The 16365-nt window shown below is 37.8% G+C and carries 14 protein-coding genes; 7 read left to right on the top strand and 7 right to left on the bottom strand.

Translation table 11 applies throughout. The features are described from left to right. Positions 1–451: 451 nt before the first annotated feature. Positions 452–1507, top strand: a complete 1056-nt coding sequence (locus tag PQ479_RS19055) for a tetratricopeptide repeat protein (RefSeq protein ID WP_047987187.1) — start codon at positions 452–454, stop codon at positions 1505–1507. 85 nt (positions 1508–1592) lie between these two features. Then, a complete protein-coding gene (gene trxB / locus PQ479_RS19050) occupies positions 1593–2534 on the top strand; it encodes a thioredoxin-disulfide reductase (protein WP_047987188.1) in 942 nt (313 codons plus the stop codon). A 202-nt stretch (positions 2535–2736) separates the two neighbouring features. On the opposite strand, the gene PQ479_RS19045 is transcribed toward trxB, so the two are convergent. Then, the gene (locus PQ479_RS19045) at positions 2737–3309 is read right to left on the bottom strand and encodes a hypothetical protein (protein WP_273717160.1); all 573 of its coding nucleotides are present in this window, start codon (positions 3307–3309) and stop codon (positions 2737–2739) included. A gap of 227 nt (positions 3310–3536) precedes the next feature. Here PQ479_RS19045 and PQ479_RS19040 point away from each other — a divergent pair, with 227 nt between their 5' ends. The 5 genes from PQ479_RS19040 (at position 3537) to PQ479_RS19020 (ending at position 7776) form a co-directional block, all read left to right on the top strand. Next, on the top strand, positions 3537–3998 hold the full coding sequence (locus PQ479_RS19040; protein WP_047987574.1) for an 8-oxo-dGTP diphosphatase: 462 nt from the start codon (positions 3537–3539) through the stop codon (positions 3996–3998). A gap of 159 nt (positions 3999–4157) precedes the next feature. Continuing rightward, complete coding sequence (gene rapZ, locus PQ479_RS19035; RefSeq protein WP_047987190.1) at positions 4158–5054, top strand: RNase adapter RapZ; 897 nt, start codon at positions 4158–4160, stop codon at positions 5052–5054. After that, a complete protein-coding gene (locus PQ479_RS19030; protein ID WP_047987191.1) occupies positions 5051–5998 on the top strand; it encodes a gluconeogenesis factor YvcK family protein in 948 nt (315 codons plus the stop codon). Before rapZ ends, PQ479_RS19030 begins: the two co-directional genes overlap by 4 nt. 102 nt (positions 5999–6100) lie before the next feature. Continuing rightward, a complete protein-coding gene (gene whiA / locus PQ479_RS19025) occupies positions 6101–7057 on the top strand; it encodes a DNA-binding protein WhiA (protein ID WP_047987192.1) in 957 nt (318 codons plus the stop codon). 464 nt (positions 7058–7521) lie between these two features. Then, positions 7522–7776, top strand: coding sequence for an HPr family phosphocarrier protein (locus PQ479_RS19020; RefSeq protein WP_047987193.1), 255 nt, complete (start codon positions 7522–7524; stop codon positions 7774–7776). 415 nt (positions 7777–8191) lie between these two features. Here PQ479_RS19020 and clpP read toward each other — a convergent pair whose 3' ends face one another. The 6 genes from clpP to PQ479_RS18990 all read right to left on the bottom strand — a co-directional run bounded on the left by clpP (position 8192) and on the right by PQ479_RS18990 (position 16254). Beyond that, complete coding sequence (clpP, locus tag PQ479_RS19015; RefSeq protein WP_047987194.1) at positions 8192–8773, bottom strand: ATP-dependent Clp endopeptidase proteolytic subunit ClpP; 582 nt, start codon at positions 8771–8773, stop codon at positions 8192–8194. Positions 8774–9040: 267 nt separating this feature from the next. Next, positions 9041–10582: a response regulator gene (locus tag PQ479_RS19010; RefSeq protein ID WP_047987195.1), complete on the bottom strand. Its 1542-nt coding sequence runs from the start codon at positions 10580–10582 to the stop codon at positions 9041–9043. Then, complete coding sequence (locus tag PQ479_RS19005) at positions 10579–12351, bottom strand: sensor histidine kinase (RefSeq protein WP_047987196.1); 1773 nt, start codon at positions 12349–12351, stop codon at positions 10579–10581. The genes PQ479_RS19010 and PQ479_RS19005 overlap by 4 nt, the downstream gene beginning before the upstream one ends. Before the next feature lie 559 nt (positions 12352–12910). After that, positions 12911–14188, bottom strand: a complete 1278-nt coding sequence (locus PQ479_RS19000) for an ABC transporter substrate-binding protein (protein ID WP_273717165.1) — start codon at positions 14186–14188, stop codon at positions 12911–12913. Positions 14189–14491: 303 nt separating this feature from the next. Further along, positions 14492–15313: a carbohydrate ABC transporter permease gene (locus PQ479_RS18995; RefSeq protein WP_047987197.1), complete on the bottom strand. Its 822-nt coding sequence runs from the start codon at positions 15311–15313 to the stop codon at positions 14492–14494. After that, positions 15313–16254 (bottom strand): carbohydrate ABC transporter permease, encoded by a 942-nt coding sequence (locus PQ479_RS18990; protein ID WP_047987198.1) that lies wholly within the window; start codon positions 16252–16254, stop codon positions 15313–15315. Before PQ479_RS18990 ends, PQ479_RS18995 begins: the two co-directional genes overlap by 1 nt. Positions 16255–16365 lie beyond the last annotated feature (111 nt).

Genomic DNA, 16365 nt, shown 5'->3' with positions numbered 1-16365 from the left:
AAGAGGACGTTAATGTGCAGATACGAGAGCCAATCGAGCGAGTATCTGAACAAAGAGGACGTTAATGTGCAGATACGCGAGCCAACTGAGCGAATATCTGAACAAAGAGGACGTTAATGTGCAGATACACTAGTCAATCGAGCGAGTATCTGAACAAAGAGGCTGTTAATGTGCAGATACGCGAGCCAACTGAGCGAATATCTGAACAAAGAGGACGTTAATGTGCAGATACGAGAGCCAATCGAGCGAGTATCTGAACAAAGAGGACGTTAATGTGCAGATACGAGAGCCAACTGAGCGAATATCTCAACAAAGAGGGCTTAAGTAAGGTGCTTCCATTCATATAAAATTAACAGGATTATGTAATTTTATTTTTCAAGAAAAAATATGTCGAAATACTACGTTCATATAGTATAATTGGGGCATGAATGAACATTGGAGGCAATACTGAATGGATTTAACCCCTCATGGTGAAGGAAATAACATTATACCATTCATAAGAAATGGTGATTATTTTTTTCAAAAAGGATTAATTGCTTATCGAAAAAAGCATCTTCAACGGGCGGTAAAGCTTTTTCAACGTGCTGTCAAGCTGACAGATAAAGAGCCTGTTTTTCGAATCCAATTAGCGGCTGTATTATCAGAAATGAGTCATTATGAAGAATCGAATGATTTACTTCGGGAAGTAGTAGCAGAGGAGAATAATGAGTATAGTGAATGCTATTTTTTTATGGCTAATAACTATGCTTATTTAGGTTTGTTTGATAAGGCCCAAAGAGCAGCTAATCATTATTTACACATGGATCCAAATGGCCCATTTCAGCAAGATGCCAAAGATCTGTTGGAATTATTAGATATAGAGTATGAGGATTTCCCAAATTGGAATGATAATGATAGTGAAGATACATCAGATGATGACTATTTACTCGATCACGAGAGGGCACGCACTCATTTAAAGAATGGTGAGATTGAAGCGGCTATTCCGATACTGGAGCAAATTATTGAACAGTTTCCATCGCATTGGTCCGCTTTTAACCACTTAGCAGAAGCTTTTTTTCGTTTGAACGACGACAGGGCGTTTCAAATTTCTTCTCATGTTTTAAAAGAGGATGAAAGCAATCTGTACGTTCGGGCAAATTTGGCATTATTTTATATAAAAATTGGCCAGAAAGAGAAAGCTGAGCAATTTTTGCAGCCGTTACGAATTGTGTATCCGATTGATTACGAAAATTATCTTTTTATTGCTGAAGTGTTATGTGCTGCGGGTGAATATGAGGCTGCTAAAGAACGTTTTGAACGGATGGATGAGAGCTTTTATGATGACCACCCTCAATGGCTATTTTGTTATGCGGTGACACTTGCGCATACAGGTGAACTTAAAAAAGCACATTATATTTTACACGAAGCATCTTTGATTGGTAATGAACGAGCAGCTTTGATGATTAAGCAAGCCCAAAGTGGAGAAAAAGAACTTGATTGGTCTTATCATCCGTGGCAAAGTGACTAGGTGAGCAGCTTAATAGACTTTGGTCGGTCATTTCGTTACGATATGAATGAGATTAGAAGTTGTGAGGAATAGGGAGTTGATGATAATGGGTGAAGAAACAATGTATGATGTAATTATTGCAGGAGCGGGTCCAGCTGGAATGACAGCGGCTGTTTATACATCTCGAGCTAATTTAAAAACAGTAATGATTGAACGTGGTGTCCCTGGTGGCCAGATGGCTAATACAGAAGAAGTGGAAAATTATCCAGGCTTTGACCATATTCTTGGTCCAGAGCTTTCAAATAAAATGTTTGAACATGCAAAAAAATTCGGTGCTGAATATGCTTACGGCGATATTAAAGAGATTGTCGATGAAGGTGAATTTAAAGTAGTTAAGGCAGGTAGTAAAGAATATAAAGCACGAGCTGTTATTGTTACAACTGGTGCTGAATATAAAAAATTAGGGATTCCAGGCGAAAAAGAATATAGTGGTCGCGGTGTATCCTACTGTGCCGTTTGTGACGGTGCTTTCTTTAAAGAACGTGAATTAGTCGTTATTGGTGGTGGAGATTCTGCAGTTGAAGAAGCTGTTTATTTAACAAAATTCGCCTCAAAAGTAACAGTTATTCATCGTCGTGACCAGCTACGTGCACAGAAAATTTTACAAGATCGTGCCTTTAAGAATGATAAAATCGAGTTTGTTTGGGACCATGTTGTCAATGAAGTTAAAGGTGAAAACGGAAAAGTCACTAGTGTAACGATTGAACACACAAAAACTGGTGAAGTATCTGACTTTGCAACAGATGGTGTTTTTGTTTATATCGGCATGTTGCCACTTAATCAAAGTGTTCAAAACTTAGGCGTTTTAAATGATGAGGGCTACATTGTAACTAATGCCGATATGGAAACGAGTGTTCCTGGTGTTTTTGCAGCGGGTGATGTTCGTGAAAAGACACTAAGACAAATTGTGACGGCTACGGGTGACGGTAGTATTGCTGCTCAGCAAGTCCAACATTACTTAGAAACACTCGATGAAAAAGTAAAATAATCATTACTATTCATAAAAGGACCTAGGTTGATTTTGTCCATTACAAAAAGACAACTTAAATGTATGAAACCGTAATTCGGTTTTAATGCTTCTGTAACAGTTGTGAAACAAATTAAGGGTAATATAATCATTAAGTAATTGACCCCCTTTTTTATATAGTTATTTGCACGGACCTAGTGTCCGTGCCTTTTTTTGTGGTTTTTTAGGTGATTTGTTCATTGTAAGGGATTTGGAGTCTGCATAAAGTGAGAAAGCCGAGCAAACGCCGAATCTCGGGGTTGCGAACGGAAAAATGAGTAGAAACCCCGAGCAAACGTCGAATCACGGGGTTGTGAGGAGGAAAAGAGGGAGAAACCACCCCTAGCAAAAGCGGAATCTCGGGGTTGCGAGCGGAAAAATGAGTAGAAAGCCCGAGCAAAAGCGGAATCACGGGGTTGCGAGCGGAAAAACGAGTAGAAAGCCCGAGCAAACGTCGAATCACGGGGTTGCGAGCGGGAAAACGAGTAGAAACCCCGAGCAAACGTCGAATCTCGGGGTTGCGAGGAGGAAAAGAGGGAGAAAGCCCGAGCAAACGTCGAATCTCGGGGTTGCGAGCGGAAAAACGAGTAGAAACCGCGAGCAAACGCCGAATCTCGTGGTTGTGAGCGGAAAAATGAGTAGAAACCGCGAGCAAACGTCGAATCTCGGGGTTGCGAGCGGAAAAAAGGGGAGTAACCCCGAGCAAAAGCGGAATCTCGGGGTTGCGAGCGGGAAAAGAGAGAGAAAGCCCCAGCAAACCTAGTCTGCCTCCAATAAAGGTGACAGTTTCTCTTTGCCCTTTAATTATAGGCTATTCGTTCACTTCACCTGTGTTCATTTTGTACTTTAATTGTTGGCCTTTCGTTCAATTTGCTTTTGCTCTGTTCCATTACAAAAATTGGGTTTCACCAATCAGGTCCTAGTAATTGAGACATAGAGCAAATGAATGTATAATAGAAAGGATGAAATCGTGAGGTGAAGCTCGTGCAGAGGGTAACGAATTGTGTTTTAGTTGATGGAGATGAAGTATTGTTATTACAAAAGCCGAGACGAGGCTGGTGGGTGGCTCCTGGTGGCAAAATGGAAGCTGGTGAAACGATTAAGGAAGCCGCAGTACGTGAGTTTCGCGAAGAAACAGGCTTACATGTTGAAGGTGCTGAGTTAAAAGCCGTTTGCTCTATGGTTATTATTGAGCAAGATGAAATAATCTCGGAATGGATGATGTTTACCTTTTCAGCTTCCAACCATCACGGACAATTATTAAAGCAATCACCAGAAGGAATATTGAATTGGACAGAGAAGGATGATATAAAACAATTGCCAATGGCAGAAGGTGACCATTATGTGATGGAACATGTTCTAAATGGAGAAGGCGTATTATATGCTACTTTTCACTATACACCTGAATTCAAATTACTTTCTTATCGTTTAGATCCATCTCAGTGAAACTTGTAAAAGGTTTACATGTTATTGACGTTTTTCTGACTTTTGACTAAAGATGGCATTTTATTGACCGGAATCATTTAAGATGAAAGTTAAGAAAAATGACCTTTTATCATTGCCTTAATTTTCGGAAAAAAATCGAATTATAAGAAGGTGGACTTTATGACAGAGACAAAAAAGGAAATAGAAATTGTCATTATCACAGGAATGTCAGGTGCGGGGAAAACAGTTGCTGTGCAAAGCTTCGAGGATTTAGGATATTTCTGTGTCGATAATCTACCACCTGCTTTATTACCCAAATTTATAGACTTAATTGAAGGTGCTAATGGAAAAATGGAGAAGGTGGCATTGGTCATTGATTTACGAAGCCAATCATTCTTTAAGCAATTATTTGAAACCATTGATTCTATTAGTCAAACAACAAGTGTAAATGTGAATGTTAAGATTCTATTTTTAGATGCAAAAGATAATAAGCTTGTCCAAAGATATAAAGAAACGAGGCGTTCGCATCCATTATCAAAAGGCGGATTACCATTGGATGGCATTACGGAAGAACGCGAACTTCTTGAAGAAATGAAAGGAAGAGCTCAACAAATTATCGATACGACTGATTTAAAACCCGTAGAGCTAAGAGAAAAAATAATTGAGAGTTTTTCTTCCGAGCATACTTCTTCATTTGTCGTAAATGTAGTATCATTTGGATTTAAGTATGGAATTCCTATTGATGCCGATTTGACATTTGATGTTCGCTTTTTACCAAATCCTCATTATATCGAGCACATGCGTCCCAAAACTGGACTAGATGAAGAAGTATCTTCGTATGTATTAAAATGGAGTGAAACCCAGCAGTTAATCGATAAACTAAAAGATTTACTTGATTACATGCTTCCTCACTATAAGAGAGAAGGAAAAAGTCAAGTTGTTATTGGTATAGGTTGTACGGGTGGAAAACATCGTTCCGTGACTCTAGCTGAATATTTTGGTGACTACTTTAGCCAAGAATACGATACACGTATTAGCCACCGTGATATCGAGAAAGGTAAAGGTAGAACATCGTGAATAAGAAAATAGTCGTATTAGGTGGCGGAACTGGATTATCGGTATTATTACGAGGTCTAAAGACATTTCCAGTAGATATTACAGCGATCGTGACTGTTGCGGATGATGGAGGAAGCTCAGGACGTTTACGTAAAGAACTTGATGTCCCTCCACCTGGTGATATCCGCAATGTTTTAATTGCATTGGCAGAAGTAGAGCCGCTTGTTGAACAGTTATTTCAACATCGTTTTCAAAACGGAAATGGGCTGTCTGGGCACTCATTAGGAAATTTATTACTTGCTGGAATGACCTCTATTACCGGTGACTTTGCTAACGGTATATCTGAAATAAGTAAAGTTTTAAATGTGAGAGGAAAGGTCTTACCTGCCGCAAATAAGAGCGTTGTCCTTCATGCTGAAATGGAAGATGGGACAATTGTAACTGGAGAATCAACGATCCCTAAATCAGGAAAAAGGATCCGTAGGGTTTTTTTAACACCTGATAATATTAGGGCCCTTTCCGAATGCATACGCGAAATACAACGAGCTGACTTAATTGTGCTTGGGCCTGGTAGCTTATATACGAGTGTATTGCCAAATCTACTTGTTCCTGGGATTGTTGAATCGATTGTTGACGCAAAAGCACCGAAAGTTTATATTTCCAATATTATGACGCAAAAAGGGGAAACGGATTCCTATAGTGCATATCAACATTTGGAAGCGATTTTACAGCATTGTGGTGACCAATTTGTAGATTATATCCTTGTCCATGGTTCACCAGTATCAGATAGTGTAAGGAAAAAATATGCCTTGGAAGAAGCAGAGCCAGTTCATGTTGACTTGGATAATTTAGAAAAGAAAAACATACAAGTTATTAATGACCACTTTGTCATTGAACATGAAGATGTACTTAGGCATGATGCAATTAAAGTATCCAAAGCCTTGCTAGAACTGATGCAAAGATAATAATTGAAACCGTGTGGGGGCTTTATTCAATGCAATAAGCGTATAGGCGTTTATTTGATAGAGGAATTAAGATAGTCTACACGGCTGAAAGGAGTGAATAAAATGTCCTTCGCAGCCACGACCAAAAAAGAGCTCACTCAATTAGAAGCTGATGACTGTTGTACAAAAGCTGAGTTAGCAGCATTAATTCGTATGAATGGGACACTATCTTTTAACAATTTACAATTTAGTTTAGATGTTACCACTGAAAACGCGGCTATTGCTAGAAGAATTTATACATTAATAAAAAAGCAAGATCCGGATATTTTCTTGGAGCTTCTCGTTCGTAAAAAAATGAGATTAAAGAAAAATAATGTTTACTTGGTACGTATTTCGAAACAAGCACGTTCTCTTCTAGAGGTGCTGGATATTTTAGGAGAAGGACTGACATTTAATCGTGCCATTTCTTCTAAGCTTACAAGGAATAGCTGCTGCAAAAGAGCATACTTACGCGGAGCTTTTTTAGCAGGAGGATCGATCAATCATCCTGAAACGTCCTCCTACCACTTAGAAATATTCTCCTACCATGAGGAACATAATGACTCGTTATGTGATTTGATGAACGAATATCAATTAAATGCAAAAACATTGGAACGTAAGAAGGGGTTCATCACGTATATGAAGGAGAGCGAAAAAATTACCGAGTTCCTTAATATCATTGGTGCTCATCAAGCTCTTCTTTATTTCGAAGATGTTAGGATTATGAAGGATATGCGAAATTCCGTTAATCGTTTGGTCAATTGTGAGACAGCCAATTTAAATAAAACGGTCGGAGCCGCTTTGCGCCAAGTGGAAAATATTCGACTTGTTGAAAAGGAATATGGACTCGATAATTTACCTCCTAAGCTTAGGGAAATGGCGATTTTACGAATGAATCATCAGGATGTAACGCTAAAGGAATTAGGTGAAATGGTGGATGGTGGCACTGTTAGTAAGTCGGGTGTTAACCACCGCTTAAGAAAAATTGATGAAATCGCCGACAAAATTAGAAGTGGGCAAGCCATTGAAATGAAAAGGTGATTCAGGTTTACAAAACCATCAGTCGCACGAACAAGAAGGGCGTACTGTCCCGTTAAGGTCTTCTATCACAAGATAAAAGCCAGTTAACTTCAAGGCACAGACTATTGCACCTAAGCACTTTCATTCAAACCGCCCATGGCGGAGTCAAAACCAGCTCCGCCACCAACAAAGATGAAAGTGGTGTCTGGCTTTTTAACTGGTGAACTTCATTCAAGCTTTTCATTTTAAATGAATGGTCTTAGATTGTTTTGTGAACTTGAGGATTAGTAGTAACCCAGCGGGCGAGTCATGAGGAGACTGCCGTGGGACATAGTGGCAGAGCTGAGATCTGCGGCGTAGCCGATTAGCTCAGTTCCACCCCAGGACGCGGAGTATGATTTTCGATAGCGAAAAGTAGAGCTCCGCACATCGTCCATAAGTAACTTGCATATAAAAGTAACACGATATAAAAGGAGGAGAAAACAATGGTAGAAAAAGATGTCGTCATCCAATTAAAGACAGGTTTACAAGCAAGGCCAGCAGCACGATTTGTTCAAGAAGCAAACCGTTTCGCTGCGGAAGTCTTCATTGAAAAGGAAAATAAAAAAGTAAACGCAAAAAGCATTATGGGTTTAATGAGCTTAGCACTTGGTCATAAAGCGGAAATCAAATTAATATGCGAAGGACATGATGAACAAGAAGCGTTAGAATCGCTTGCGAACTTCATAGAAACAGAATAAACGAACGAGAGCTTGCTAACTTTAAAAAAGTAACAAGCTCTTTTTTTATTCCAAAGTGTTATGAAAGGTGTAAGCAGCTTTGCATCAATGCTACCTGAGAAAAAGGTTGGCCTAGTTATATTTGCCAACACAGGAGATATCCCATTACAATTGCTATCCGATCAAATACTACTCGATTGTTTTTCTTGAGTCCGAGATAATAATATGTGGATAAATGAAAATACAAACGGACGAAAAAGCAATGAAACTGGGGACACTGTGTATAATATTGTGGATATAAATTAGAATTATCAGAATTCATCAAGCTGAATGTGGATAAACAAAAAAGTAGATTACTTATCCACAAAAGGGGACCTCGTTAAATTGAAAAGTCACCTAAAGAGTTCATAACTGCTTTAGGTGACTTTTTTAATGATTAGTTTGGCTTAATGATATCGTCAATTAAACCGTATTCTTTAGCTTTTTCTGCCGTCATGAAGTTATCACGGTCAGTATCGCGTTGAATCACTTCTAATGGTTGACCAGTTCTTTCAGCAAGAATCTCGTTTAAAGTCTGACGCATTTCTAAAATTCGACGAGTGTGAATTTCAATATCAGATGCTTGACCACGTGTTCCACCAAGTGGTTGGTGAATCATGACTTCACTATTTGGAAGAGCGAAACGTTTGCCTTTTTCACCTGCTGCAAGTAAGAATGCACCCATTGATGCGGCCATTCCAATACAAATTGTAGACACTTTAGGTTTAATAAAGTTCATCGTATCATAAATCGCCATACCAGCTGTAATAGATCCACCTGGGCTGTTAATATATAGCGAAATATCTTTGTCTGGATCCTCGGCATTTAAGAATAATAATTGTGCAACAATAGAATTGGCGACATTATCATCAATGGCAGACCCTAACATAATAATACGGTCTTTTAAAAGTCGTGAATAAATGTCATAAGCACGCTCACCACGATTTGTTTGTTCAATAACTGTAGGAATTAAATTCATATTAAAAGTTCCTCCTTTAATTTAAATGAGATCTTTTTGTAGAGGTGATTATGTACATCATACCTAAAAGGTCAAAGAAGGTCAAATGGTTTACCTCCCTTAACATTACTATTCATGATTGTTGATAAAAATCCCTTCTTACAGGATAGCCTAATTTTCAAAAAATGAAACAAAAAATGAATTCTTTTTTGAAGATGAGTCAAGAAAGGAGAGGGATGTTAAAGAAAGTAAGCTCCCAAACATGTAACGAATGACTTTGAAATCATATTATTTAGTATGCTTCTGGCGGTATTCACTTGGTGTCATGCCAACATGTTTTTTAAATACTTTAGCGAAATATTTATCATGATGATATCCGATTTCCTCGGCAACTTCGTAAATTTTAAGTTGAGAATGGGCGAGTAGTTCTTTAGCCTTCTGAACTCGGATGGAAGTCAGAAAATCAGTAATGGTTTGTTTGTATTCAAGTTTAAATTTACGTGAAATATATTCTCGACTCAAATAAAAATGGTCGGATATTTCTTGTAAAGTGATATCCCGCTGATAATGACATTCAATATAGCGAGCAATTTTAGCGATCGTCGGTTCATTTGATTCGAGTTGTAGTTGCACTTGAACTTTTTTCATTAAAGCATGAAAAAAAGTGCGCTGAACATGTGTAAATAATGAGAATGAAAAGCGCCCATCCGACTCCCAATAATGCTCATTCGTTTCGATAAAGTTCTGAGTTGTTAGCCAGTGCTGTTGAAGAACTTGAAAGTGCTCCTGCCATCTTTTTATAAAGGACCAAGTGAGTTGGCGAGAGGGGATAGAGGTAAACAGTTGGTCTAACGTTTCTGTTAAAATCCGGGCATCTCCTCCTTCAATTGCCCACTTAAGCTGCTCTTTATAATCTAATAAGAGCCAAGGCTTTTCTACAATTTCTTGCTTAGCCTCATTCAAAAGTAAAGAGGCATCCAATCGTTGAAGTGTGTTTGTATAGCTCTTTTTTGGAAGTGGCTGTACATCTCCGATAACGAACGGAACCGATACACGATATTTTTGCCATAGAAGTGCTCTTAGTTTCCTACTTAGTTGGTCTATTTTTTCATTAGTGTCACTTAATATAATGAATTCGTCTTGTCTATTCATATTTTTGAACGCGTATAGGTGTGGCACTTCCTTTGTTATTTGCTGTGTTAGTTGAAATAAAGTTTGGTAAGCCTCTTCACTTTTCCCTGAGAATATAAAAGGGATAAGCATATTCATTGGAAGAATCCCAATAATAAATGATGACTTTGTCAAATGTAGCTTAAATTCTTTTTCATAGAAATGACGGTCTTCTTCTGTTAGGGTGTCATCGCTAATAAGTTTGGTTAGCCAATTGCTACAATAAAGTGGGTGAAGCCCATGAGCGGCCTCTTCTTTTTTGATTTCTTCTAACCTCGTTTGTTTTTGCTTTTGGATATCGATAACAGCCTGCTCGAGTGTTTCGTTTAACTCTTCTCGTTGGATAGGTTTTAATAAATAATCAAAGCTCCCATATTTTATGGCGTTTTTTGTATAACTAAAGTCATCATAACCACTAATGACAATCGTTTTGGCAACAACCTTGTTTTCACTGAGCCATTTGAGTAATTCCACGCCATTACACGTTGGCATACGCATATCGGTAAAGATAATATCTGGCTGTTCTTCATTAATAATCGCTTGTGCTTCTAGACCATTTGTTGCTTCGTAAACGTGGTTAATGTTAAAACGTGACCATTCTGCTAAGAGGAGTAGACCTTCTCGAACATGTTTTTCGTCATCAATAATTAATGCTTTCAAATCTCATCACTCTCCGTACGATTTGGTATCGTGAGTCGAACTAAGAAACCACCTGATAAATCTTTTAATAATTCCAAATGGGCCTGATCATTATAGTATAGCTTTAACCTTCTATAAACATTTTGGAGACCGACACCGTTCCCTGAAGAGCTTTCCATCGGTTCTGGATTTTTAAGCTGTTTTTGGATTTGAGCTAGTCGTTCAGCTGAGATGCCTATTCCATTGTCTTTTACTTCAATTTGAATATGTCTCTCTTTTTGAACGCATGTAATCGTCACTTTTCCAGCTTGCTCCCCTTGCTCAAAGCCATGGTTAAAAAAGTTTTCAACAAGCGGTTGTAAGAGCATTTTGGGAACAGGAATTTCTTTTAATTCTTCTTCACAAATAATGGAATATTCAAGCTTTTCCTCAAATCTTTGTAGCTGTAAATATAGATAGGAGCGGACATAACTAAGCTCTTGTGATAGTGGCACAAAGGACTCAGCTGTGTGAATGCCATATCTCATAATTTTTGATAGATCGGTGATTAACGAATACACTTTTGGTGCATCACTTTTTAATGCCTGAGTACCAATTGATTGAAGCGCATTATAGAGAAAATGCGGATTTATTTGAGCCTGCAAAGCTTTTAATTGATTCGTTTTATTTTCAATTTCTAATTTGTATTCTCTGTTAATTAGTTGGTCCATTTTTTGAACCATTTCTTTAAATTGGTCACCTAATTCACCAATTTCATCATTACCTAATGTTCTGAAATGAACTTGCATATTGCCTTTTTTAACTTCATTGATATTTTTTACGAGAATCGTCAAAGGATTTGTAATTTTATAGGATATAAAAAAAGTAGCAAGTATGACTAAGGACAATCCTAAAATTCCAAATAGAATATTTATGTAGGCAACATCGTAAGCACTTTCGAACAGACTGCTCTCGGGAATAATTTTAATTAATTTCCAACCACCTCGCGAATCTGCGATTGTATCATAAATAAGAACAAAAGGTTCCTTCGTTTCTTGCCATTCAATCACACCGCTTTCCTGACCTGATCGGGAGACTGCTTCAATCCATTGCTGCTCATCACGTTCTTCGATAATAGCTGATGATTGAAATACAGAGTTTCCATCTGGTGTGATAATGATTAATTCCTCATTCCCACTAGAGTAAAGGTGCCTACTTAATTCTTCTAGTTTTCGACCGTTTACTTGCAAACTAATATAACCTAATGTATTGTCAGCGGGCACATTTTGTAAGGAGCGGTGTAAGGTAAAGGAAGCATTAGTCTGCTGTTCAGATGGTTTGATATAAAGATTATAAGGATCTTCATAAGCTTTTTGATAAAATTGTACATTCGATTGGTTAAGCTGTTGTGAATATATGACGGACGATTGCTTGGAAGTTGTGATAAATTGCTGATTTCTTTCAATATAAAGGCTTAATGCCTCAATACTTTGGTCAGCGTATAGAATGGTTTGTAGAACTTGATTGACGACACTAACTGAAATATATTGCTCACGCACAACCTCTGCTGATTTGAGATAACTAATAAAATCGAGATGGTTATAGACTGAGAGTGAAAGATTATTTAATTCCTTCACATAACTATCGATGTTAACCTTACCTTGATAGAGCAAATGAGCGTTTTCTTCAATGGTTTGATCTTTTAATGATTCTTTCGTATATAGAAAAGTAACAAGGATCGATGAACCAAAAGGGATAATCGTAAAAATAAGAAATAGAATGATTAACTTTTGCCTAATACTCGATTTCATATTGTTACACCTCCTGTTTGGCTCTATGGGTTAATCTATGTTGATTATAAACGATGTCATGATTTTTGGATTGGAAAAGTGAATGAAACAGAAATTCTTAGTGAGTTTGTATGTAAGTTAGTACGAACATAGAGCGTTACTCGTCGCTACAGAAATGCTCGCTCGTCCTGTGGGGTGGTGCTGAACTAACTAGCTTACTAGTGGATTTGAGCTAGCCACTTCATCCCACTGGAGTCTCCGCGGCATTTCTTCCGCTGGGTATAGAACGTCAAATAATCTTTCATGCTTGTTGGTGGCGACTTTTGAAACAGTTGGCACGTTTACAACTCGATTACCATCAGGAGTCAGCTGAATAAACAGGGAGCATTGTCCCGCTAAGGTCATTTATCGCGAGATAGATGACCAGCTAACTTCACTGCACAACCTATCGCCCATAGGTAACTTCCATATTAAGATGTTTTTAGTTACCCCGTTCCTACTATAAAGGAAAACCTCAAATACAGGGTTATCGTATTTGAGGTTTTTAATTATTAAATTAGCTGTGTATGAGTAACCATAGTTATTTTAGGTTTTGCCAAGTTGAATCCATTCTTTCTAATAAGGTTGGATAATCAATGCGCTCGGCAACGTATTCTTGAATAAGTGAGGCAAAGTCTTGGTTTGCTCCATCTGGCCACATAAACCAAGTCCACGGTAAAGTTTGGTCTTCAGACGAGTATTCTAAAATGACTTCACCTAGTGCACCTAGACCAACAGGATCGATATGGTCAAAGGCTGGAATGAAAGCAAATTCTTCCGTTAAATAACGTTGACCCGTTTCAGAGTTGACCATCCAGTCTAATAAAAGTTTCGCTTCTTCTAGTTTCTCTGAATTTTTGTTCAGAACCCAGTTGTTCGGTACTCCGATTGGTAGTTTTGCTTCACCGTCATCATTTAATGAAATCGGGATAATGCCCATATTAATATCTGGATTTAATTCATAAATCATATTTTCTACCCAGTTACCTTGTTGAAGCATGGCGGTTTGTCCGTTAGCAAATTGAGTAACTTGCGTATTGTAATCTGTTGTTAATGGATTCGTATTCCCGTATTCAATTTCTAAATCAATTAAGGCTTGGAATTGTTCAAAACCTTCGTTACCAACGAATGTTTCTGTACCTTCATTCAGACCGTCAATAAATGCAGTAGGGTCACCTTGTTCAGCATAAGGAATATTTAATAGATGTTGGCCAATAACCCACCATTCTGCATAACCAGCTGAGAAAGCTGTGATATCATTCTCTTCTAATTTTTGAGCTGCTTCTAACAAATCTGTAAACGTTTTCGGTTCTTCGGTAATTCCTGCCTCTTCGAATAAATCCTTGTTATAGATAAAACCATATCCTTCAAGGTTTACAGGCATACCGTATAAGGTTCCGTCCTCATCTGTCATTGGGACAGCGCCAATCGGAAGTAAGTGTTCTACCCAAGGTTCATCTGATAAATCAGCAAGATGCTCTTTCCATAAACCTAGTTCAGTAAAGCCACCATTATTAAAGATATCAGGGTGCTCACCAGAAGCAAACTTAGCTTTAAGTGCGGCACTATAATCAGCACCACCACCGACCGTTTCTAATTGTACTTTGATATTGGGATTCTCTGATTCAAATTCATCTAACATCGCTCGTAATTCATCGGCAATTTCAACTTTAAATTGAAACATATTGAGTGTCACGACATCATCATTACCACTAGAACTGCCATCTTGATTACCACCTGTGTCATCTGATCCTCCACAAGCTGTAAGGATAAGTATGGACAAAATAGCCAAAAATCCCCATTTTTTCATGTTCTTCATCATCTAAGAACCTCCCCTTTTATATTGTACTATTATAAATTTGTAGAAGAATCTACAAAATGGATAACCTATCAATTTTTTTAAACAATAATGGATGACCCGTTAAATGTAAGGAAAAAGTCATCGCACATGCGTACACGTTGATACAAAACCAAGACTCCCACGGTAAAAGCTCCTGCTGGAAGTAGTGGCGGTCTGAGAGCCAACGGCTGCATCCATTAGCTCAGTGCCACCGGGCAGGACTCGAAGCATAATTTTCAGTAGTGGTGAGTAGAGTTCGGCATATAAGCATTAATTAATGAATTACTTAATAGAACCAGCAGCAATGCCTTTAATAATGTGTTTTTGTAGAAATAGAAAGAAAATAATAACTGGCGTGATCCCAAGAACTAATGCAGCTAATCCCATATCCCACTGTTTGGTATATTGAGCAAAGAAAGAGCTTGTAGCAAGTGGAATCGTTCGTAAATTTGGATCTTGAAGGACAAGCAATGGTAATAAATAGTCATTCCAAATCCAAAGTGTATTTAAAATAATCACCGTTACGGTAATCGGTTTCAAAAGTGGAAAGACAATATTCCAAAAAACGCGAAACTGGGAACATCCATCAATTCGAGCCGATTCCTCAATCTCAATGGGTACGGTTTTAATGAAGCCATGATATAGAAATAACGTTAATGGAACACCGAATCCAAAATACATAAAGATTATTCCGGGAAGACTATTAATAATTCCAAGCATACCACTCCACTGTACAAGAGGTATCATGACCGCTTGAAACGGAATAACCATCGCCGAGACAAATAGAATAAAAAGTATTTTACTAAAGCGATGAGGTGTCCTAACAAGCTTCCAGGCTGCCATTGAACTTATAATGACAAGCCCAATATTACTAATAACTGTAATGATCAGAGAGTTTAGAAAGACTTTAGGAAAATCAAGTATTTGCCAAACTTTTAAATAATTTGAGAATAGAAGCTGGTCTGGTAATGCGGCAGAATTCGTTAATATCTCAGAAAAACTTTTTAAAGAGTTGACGATAACGAAATAAAACGGGATTAGAAAGATGATAGCGATAATGATAGCGATAATTTCCAATGTAAATGTTTTCTTCGTATACTTCATTACGCTTCAACCTCCCGTTTTTTCGTCAATGAAACTTGGAATATGGTAACTACTGCAACAATGACAAAGAAGATAAATGATTTGGCAGAACCTATTCCATAATTATTCATTGTAAAAGCTTCGTTATAAATATTGAGTGCAACCGACTCTGTCGAGTTATAAGGGCCACCGCCTGTTAGGGCTAGATTTAAATCAAATAATTTAAATGCCATTGAGATAGTAAGAAATAAACAAATGGTGAAGGCTGGTAAAACTAATGGAATAATGATTTTTCTTAAAAGCTGAAAAGCGTTAGCTCCGTCAATTTTCGCAGCTTCTAAGAGTGAACGATCCAACCCTTGCAAGGCAGCAACATAAATGACCATCATGTATCCACTGATTTGCCAAGCGAATACAATAACGAGTCCCCAAAATGCCGTTTCAGCATCACCGAGCCATGGTTGTTGAAAAAAGCCAATGTTCGTTATCTCACCAATCACAGCAAAACCACGAACAAAAATAAATTGCCAGATGAACCCTAGTAAAAGACCACCAATTACATTAGGTAGAAAGTACACGGTTCGCAGGATATTTTTTGTTTTTAAGGCAGCGTTCAAGATGAGAGCTAATGTAAATCCGATTGCATTACTGATTAGAACAGCAGCGATCATAAATTTGGTCGTAAATAGGAATGAATCAAAAAAGCGTGGGTCATTGGTGAAAATTTGAATATAATTTTGAAATCCTACCCATTCTCTAACCGCGGAAATTCCATTCCAAGAAGTAAACGAATAATAAATACCCATTCCAAAAGGGATAAGCTGAATCATCAAAAATACAAAAAGTGCAGGTCCGATAAACAGCCAATAACTTAAATGAGAACGAATTTTCTTATTCTTTTTTGTTTGAGTTGGTTTATCTTCACGTAATGCATGTGTTCCTTTTTTGGCAATAACAGCCATTTCTTTAACCCCCTACAAAGCAGTGTTCAAACAAAGCGTCATGAACCGTTGAAACCAAGAGATGATGAAAAAACGAAGCGAAAGCCTTCAGGTCATCTAATTAAGAAATAG

Source organism: Alkalihalobacillus pseudalcaliphilus (assembly GCF_028610675.1).
In the GTDB taxonomy this organism is placed as follows: Bacteria; Bacillota; Bacilli; order Bacillales; family Bacillaceae_D; genus Alkalihalobacillus; species Alkalihalobacillus pseudalcaliphilus.
Note: the sequence above shows the minus strand (reverse complement) of the source record. Positions and strands in the feature narration are given on the sequence as shown.